Genomic DNA, 8,170 nt, shown 5'->3' with positions numbered 1-8,170 from the left:
CAAAACTGCTTTATTTTAACTGCTGAAGATCTCTCCCCCACATTTATATAAAGAAACCTCTAAACAAAACTGTTTAGCCCGTCAATGGTTAATACATCAATATCCCCATAAATATAAAGGATAAATTTGCTCAACCATATCCCCTTGCATTCATAGAGTGAACCTTCAAAGAATGCCTTATCTATGAGTTTTGAGTATTTTGAATATTTTGAGGGTTCTTTTTACCCCCCTTTATATATTTTTTTTCAATCGAAAAATAAAAGTCATTATATTTCAATATATTAGCATTTTAGAGATACAATCTATATTAAAACACAACCTATAAATACAACCCGCGGTATATTTTTGAAGGTATTTTGAGGGTGTAAGAAACCTTCAAAACCTATCTATAAAATGCATCAAAATACTCATTCTGATATTTTAAAGCACATAGTGCATTTATCTTGATTAACACATCAAATAAACAGCAAATTTCACTATTTTGCTGATCTTATCCCATGTCATAGGCTGTGGATAAATAACCTTTAAAAATCCCTTTTGAAAAAAAATTCTGGTTTTGCAAGAATTTCACCTCATCTGACACTCGCTATTTATCCTAAATGGATTTAATTGGCCTCATTTCGAATCTTTTGAAGAGAATCGATCTGTAGAATATATTGTTATGGAGTCTGTTCTTTATGTCTCACCCTCTTTATTCTGATAATAAACGCGTCTCTTTACGCGCGCTCTTACAATCTTATCGTGAACAAGCGATATCAGAGCAAGATAAGCAAGCCGCTTTTGAAAAGTTTGTCATTGCTTATTTGACGCAAGACCCGCTTCAATGCCAAGAATACGAAAAGGTTCAAACTTATAGAGAGGTTGCTGACGAAAAGGGGTGGAAAGGAAGCGATAGAGACACTGATATTGATTTGGTAGCTAAAATTCGTGATCAAGACGATTATGTTGCTATTCGCTGTCAATTTTATGAGACCAATCATCAGATTACTCAAGATGATATTGAAAGCTTTATCGCTATTTCTGGTAAAAAGAGATTTAAATACCGTCTGCTCATTGATAGTACGGAAAAAGACTTAAGCGAAAATGCTAATACCATGATTGAAGGGCAAGCGGTTCCGGTTTATCGAATTAATCTGTTTGATATGGAAAATAGTCAAATCGATTGGGGTATTTTTGATCAGACAGGCAACATTGTTCTTTACGAGCAAACAAAGAAAAAGCTTTTAGATCATCAGAAAGAAGCGCTGAAAGCGGTTTGTGAAGGTTTGAAAGAAGCAGACCGTGGCAAGCTCATTATGGCATGTGGAACGGGCAAGACTTTCACCAGTTTGAAGATAGCAGAAACCATAGCAGGTCAAGGCAAGCATGTCTTATTTTTGGTCCCCTCTCTTGCCTTGATGTCACAAAGCATTCGTGAATGGACAGCCGATGCACAAGTGCCCTTGCGTTGCTTTGCGGTGTGTTCGGATAAGCAAATTGGCAAGCGTCGTAAAAACCAAGAAGATGATGGGGAATTATCGGCATCGGATTTAGCCCTCCCTGCTACCACAGATGCCTCTAGGCTTGTCGAGAAAGTAGGCAACTCTTCTCCCCATGCGATGAGTGTTATTTTTGCTACCTATCAATCAATACAAGTCATTGTTGATGCGCAAAAGGATCATGGTTTAGCAGCCTTTGATTTGATTATTTGTGATGAGGCGCATAGAACAACGGGGGCTTCATTAGGAACTGACGACAATGAATCTGATTTTATCAAGGTTCATGATAACAGTCTTATTCGAGGCAAGAAACGTCTCTATATGACAGCAACGCCTCGTATCTTTAGTGACCATGCCAAAAGGCGTGCTGATGAGGTTGATGCTGTTTTAGCCTCTATGGATAATGAAGCCATTTATGGAAAAGTGCTTTATACCTACAGTTTTACCGATGCGGTCAAGAATGAACTGTTAACCCCTTATAAGATTATTGTTTTGGGGGTTGATGAGGGGGAAATCAGTAAAACCATGGAGATGCCTACCACAAGTAAAGATTATGAACTTCTTCTTGATTATAGAACAAAAATTGTTGGCTGTTATCAAGCCTTAACCAAACTGGATCTGAAAGCCGATCTTGGAGATGATACGAGCCCCATGCGTCGGGCTTTGGCTTTTTGTAAAGATATCAAGACCTCTAAAAATATCCGTGATACCTTTCAAGGAAAAGGGGTTAAGCGGATTTTCAATAGACTTTATCAAAACCACCCCGATACGCCCCGTCTGATCTGTGAAGTTGATCATATTGATGGGAAGGATGGCGCCAAGGAACGGACAAGAAAACTGGATTGGTTGGAAGAAAATGTGGGGGAAAATCACTGCCGTGTACTTACCAATGTACGATGTTTGTCTGAGGGAGTGGATGTGCCTACGTTGGATGCGGTGATGTTTTTACACCCGCGTAAAAGCCAAGTCGATGTGATACAGGCGGTAGGACGTGTGATGCGGCGCGCTCCAGGCAAGAAAAGAGGCTATATCATTTTACCCGTTGGGGTGCCGGCTGGGATTGACCCCGAAAAAGCTTTAAAGAACAATCCAAAATACAGTGTTGTTTGGCAAGTTCTCGATGCCCTGCTTGCTCATGATGAGAATTTTAGTAAAACGCTTAATCAGATGAATTTAGGACAAGATGTAAGCCCTATTTTAGAGATTATAACGGTTTCTCAAAATATGGATTTAGAGAATGTCACCACGGTTGTTGACGATATCCCTCTTCAAGCAAAAACAGAGCATGCAAGTGCAAGCAATGTCTCTCCAATCCGTCAATCGCTTTCCACGCATCATGGACAAACAAGCTTCAATTTTGTAGCAGCATTTCCTAATGCACTTAGAACGGTTCTAGTTAAAAGATCGACCCTTTCTGATTATTGGGGCATTTGGGCGAACAATGTTGCTGAGATTGCTCAAAACCATATCAATCATCTTAAAGATATTCTTTCTGATGAGAAAGGCAAAGCGCGGTGTGCTTTTGATGCGTTTCATAAGGAATTAAAGAGCAATTTAAACGACAGTATTACGCAAGAGGAAGCCCTTGAGATGTTAGGACAACATCTTGTAACGCGTCCCGTGTTTGAAGCTTTGTTTGAGGGCAATGAATTTGTCCAGAACAATAGCATCTCACAAGCGATGGAAAGGATTTTAGCTGAGTTGGATAAAACCGATATCAAGCAAGAGTCTTTGGAATTACAAGGGTTTTATAACAGTGTAAAATTCCGCGCCTCTGGGATTACTGAACCCCAAGCAAGACAAAACCTTATTATCAAACTCTACGAGGATTTCTTTTCCAAGGCATTTAAGAAAACCACGGATAGGCTTGGGATTGTTTATACGCCCGTTGAGGTTGTTGATTTTATCATTCATTCTGTTGATGATGTGTTGCGGAATGAGTTTGGAAAAAGCTTGGGGTCACGGGGTGTCTCCATTCTCGACCCTTTTACGGGAACTGGAACCTTTATTACACGGCTTTTACAATCAGATCTCATCAAACCAGAGGATATGGAATATAAGTTCCGTCATGATATCCATGCCAATGAGATTGTCTTGCTTGCCTATTACATAGCAGCGATTAACATTGAATCGACCTATCATAGTATCATGAAAGGTGAGTATATTCCTTTCAAGCATATTGGTTTGACCGATACTTTCCGCATGCTTGAAGAAAAGAACCTGCTACAGGAATTATTTAAAGAAAACAGTGAATATTTAGAGTATCAGAAAAATCTAAATATCAAAGTTATCTTTGGTAACCCTCCTTATTCGGTAGGACAAAAAAGCGAAAATGATAATGCAAAGAATATTCCTTATCCAATATTAGATAAACGTATTCGTGAGACTTATGCTGCTCAATCCAAAACAACTTGTGTGCAAGCACTTTATGATAGCTATATCCGTGCTATTCGTTGGGCAAGTGATCGTATAAAAGACCGTGGTGTGATTGGTTTTGTGACAAATGCGAGTTTTATTAGTGGTCATTCTCTGAACGGTTTACGCAAGTGCCTCATTAAGGAATTTAGCAGTCTTTATATTTTCCATTTACGTGGCAATCAACGAACGTCTGGAGAACTTTCGCGAAAAGAAGGAGGTAAAATCTTTGGTTCTGGATCAAGAGCTCCCATAGCTATCTCTATTCTTGTAAAAAATCCAAATGCACAAGAGTATGGGAAAATATATTTCCATGCTATTGGAGATTACAACACAAGAGAGGACAAGCTTAAAATAATTAAGTCCTTTGGTAGTATTGATGGCATTACACAGAGTAAACAAGGTTGGCGAATAATAAAACCGGATAGGCATAATGATTGGCTTGGTCAACGTGATGACAATTTCAACGCTTTTTTAGCCATGGGTGCTAAGGGTGCTAAAAAAGGACATAATAAAAAGCTCTTTGAGATTTATTCTTGTGGTCTAAAAACCAATCGTGATGCATGGGCATATAACTCAAGCCATGAAATAGTGGCAAAGAATATGTATAATATGATTGCTTTCTATAATAGCGAAGTGAAACGTTTTGATGACGCTTATCCACATGCCGACAATAAAGCACGTGCAAAGGATGTAGACAATTTTGTTAATTCCGATGAAAGTAAAATCAGTTGGAGCTATAGTATTAAGCAACAGTTAATTAGAGGAAAAATTTTTGAATTTGAAGAGACATGTCTCACTCAGAGTTCATATCGTCCTTTTACGAAACAGTGGCTTTATTATAATCGCACTTTTAATGAATCTCTCTATCAAATACCATATATGTTTCCTATAGGAAGAATTGGTCAAAACAAAGTAATACAAATTGCAGGTATAGGAGCACTGAAAGGATTTTCTGTCTTAATGACTAAGAATTTACCTAACCATGACGCAATAGATAAAGGTCAATGCTTTTCACGCTATATTTACGAAGACACTCTAGTTTCAAAAAATAAAAGTGAAAAACAATCCCATTTATTTACAAATTCTACAGAGAAAAACACAACAGCTGGTTTACAAAGGCGTGATACCATAACTGATGAAGGACTAGCATATTTTAAAATGGCTTATCCGAATGAAACCATAACAAAAGATGATCTATTCTATTATGTTTACGGTTTGCTTCATTCAGAAGATTATCGCTCTCGTTATGCTGATAATTTATGCAAAGAATTACCTCGTATCCCTTGTGTAAAGAGTGCTGATGATTTTTGGAAATTTGTAACAGCAGGGCGTGAATTGGGTCATTTGCATGTGAATTATGAAGATGTAAAACCTTATCCAGTAACCTTTAAAAAGGGTAATCCAAAACAGACAGAGATCTCTAATCCCGAAAAATTCTATTATGTAACTGAAATGAAATTCGCAAAAATTAAGGATAGTAAGAAAAAGGATAAAACCACTGTTATTTATAATAGCAATATCATCATGACAGATATCCCTCTTGAAGCTTATGAGTATATCGTTAATGGTAAACCCGCTCTTGAATGGGTTATGGGGCGTCAATGCGTTAAGACTGATAAAAAGAGTGATATTGTCAATGATGCCAATCGCTATGCTGTTGAAACCGTTGGCAACCCTGCTTATCCTCTAGAGTTATTTCAGAGGGTTATTACCGTAAGTTTAGAAACCATGAAAATCGTTAAGAACTTACCAAATTTGGTATTAAGAGAAACTGAATAACTTAAAAGCATGCTCACATAATGGGTATGATAAACTCATAAGGGGTATAAGGTCTTATAGCTATAGGTTCCTATACCCCTTTATACATTGCTTACATACAATCTTTAAAAAGATAATTTATCATGCGTTATTCTAAAAAGAAGAAACTTGCACTTTTAGATACTCTTATTTGGATTGCTTTAAAACTTTTAAGAAATCCACTCTTAAATAGAATTAGATTTTTTTACATTGCCTTTAAGAGGTTATACCGTAATCTAAAATGATAGCTTTATTGTTATCAAAAGCTTTGTTTAAACAGAATTATGTATATTCATTTTCTTATATTACTTATAGGTTTTGAAGGTTTCTCAAGCCCTCAAAATACCTTCAAAACCCCTTTTTATATATATTACAGATTGTATTTACGTGTTGTGTGTAATATAGGTTGTTCCTTTAAAACATTAACATATTGAAATATAATAATTTTTATTTTTGATTGAAAAATAATATATAAAGGGGGGTAAAAGGAACCTTCAAAACCCTCTAAACTCATAGCTATAATGATCTTGATAGCACTCCTTATGCGTTACAAACTATCTTTTGAAAGGCTTTAAAGGAGCATATGCTTTTCATAAAGCACGTTTTAATCACTCACTAAAATAATCTATTTTGTCAGTTCAATTTACTGACACATAACTGACAAATATATATTATGAATTGAATTTATGGGTTGTCTTTTAATAAAGGTTGCATCATTAAAATTATAACCTATTGAAATATAATGTTTTTAATTTTCTCTCATTTAAAAAAAATAATATAGGCTCTAAAAAGAACTGACAAAACTGACAACACTGACACGGTCTATTAAAAGGGATTTTACTGATCTCTATAATGATCAGTTTCTATTGAGATATTTTCATAACAGACAATAAATCGCAATTATCCTATTTATCGTTTCTTTTATGACAATGAAAAATGATGCCATGGCTATAAAGAACATAACAGCTATAGAGAATGCGTAAAAACAGTAAACTTGAATACTCATATGCAAATGAAAGAATTTGTTTATAAAGACAGTCCCTATAAAAGGCTGTTAAGTCTAAAATGTGTTATTAAAAGAAATTCACAAAAAAATTAAAAGCCATTTAGTGATAAAATTGATAGGTTATAAAGTTTAAAATATGCATGATGAGAGCGTTTCTAAATATTATAAATGTATAGATTCAGAAAATACGCAATCGTTTCACAAAGCCCGTAATATAGCTTTAAAATCATATAAATATAAAAGAAGCAATTAATAGGCATAAGATATTATCAATACATAACGTATTTAAAAAAATATCAAAAAAGATAAAATATTATTTGACAATAAATACGTATTTTGCTATATAAATAATTAAGTGATAGAAACACTTAACGATTAGCGGATAGGTTACGAAACAACCTCTCCCATGTCTTTAAAATACTGGCTATCTTTTATGCTTTTGTTAGTATATGAGAATTTTGTCGGGCGTGGTTATGCCATACAATACCCATTTATGGGAAAAGCATAACAACGGACTTACGGCCGTGTTTTCAACGCCTGGCACCTTATAAGGGTGTCAATTGAAAACGTTATTAACCCGTAAGGTTTTAATTATGACAAATATCTCAAAAAACACCCCCGTTAATAAGAAAAAAACATCTAAAAAATATGAGTTTACTGGCGAAATGGATTTTGTGACTGGTCTCATATTATACTGTATACGTGCTTTAAGAGATTTTGGGGATGTCAAAGCTGGCGATCTTGGGGGGGTATATTGAAAACGAAAGTAACTTATCTCACAAAGGCAATTGCTGGGTTTATGACAAAGCGCGCGTCTTTCAAAATGCAAGGGTTTCAGGGAATGCTAAAGTAAGAAGCTTTTTTGTAGACGTTTGTGGGAATGCAAAAATTTATGGGAATGCTATTTTTGAAGCTATTTTTATGGGAGGCAATGCGCGTCTTTATGGGAATGCTCATATTAAAGGTGCTGTTGTAATTGAAGGCAATGCACAAATTTATGATAACGCCCGTGTCACTGATCATGCTCATATTTCCGATAATGCCGTGATTTGTGATGATGCTCATGTCGGTGGCAATGCAAAAATAAGCGGCGCTGCTCATATTTGTGATGGCTCGCGTGTTTTTGATGATGCCGTGGTTTGTGGGGCTCTTATCTCTGGCGATTCTTATGTTCATAGCGCCGCCTCTTTAACTGCTGATGATCATATTTGGGATGAGGCATATCCAGAATTTGGGAGTGAAGATGATTATTATCGTCATGAGTATTATGCTGATTGTGAGTGGTATTATGACGATGATAATGACAGCGAATATGAAAATGATGCTGCGTAAATAACGCGCGGGCGCGGCGGGGGCGCCCCCCTTTAAACATTTCATTCTAAAATTCAAATCTTTTTATAAAGGAATTGTGCTATGCAAAAAAAGTTTGCACTCACAAATGAAACGCGTGTAATTAATAATCATACCCTTT

At 36.0% G+C, this 8,170-nt stretch carries 1 protein-coding gene and 1 pseudogene; both read left to right on the top strand.

Annotated elements, in window-relative coordinates:
- The first annotated feature begins 677 nt into the window (after nucleotides 1-677).
- Complete coding sequence (locus ACFIK0_RS08680) at nucleotides 678-5,675, top strand: DEAD/DEAH box helicase (protein WP_375663832.1); 4,998 nt, start codon at nucleotides 678-680, stop codon at nucleotides 5,673-5,675.
- A gap of 1,617 nt (nucleotides 5,676-7,292) precedes the next feature.
- A pseudogene (locus ACFIK0_RS08675) lies at nucleotides 7,293-8,031 on the top strand (hypothetical protein).
- Nucleotides 8,032-8,170: the final 139 nt, after the last annotated feature.

It is taken from the genome of Bartonella sp. CL63NXGY, from assembly GCF_042194905.1.
Classification (GTDB): domain Bacteria; phylum Pseudomonadota; class Alphaproteobacteria; order Rhizobiales; family Rhizobiaceae; genus Bartonella.
Note: the sequence above shows the minus strand (reverse complement) of the source record. Positions and strands in the feature narration are given on the sequence as shown.

Coding starts and splice junctions, on each gene's coding strand:
- ACFIK0_RS08680 (WP_375663832.1), top strand. CDS start 678: ATGTCTCACCCTCTTTATTCTGATAATAAACGCGTCTCTTTACGCGCG.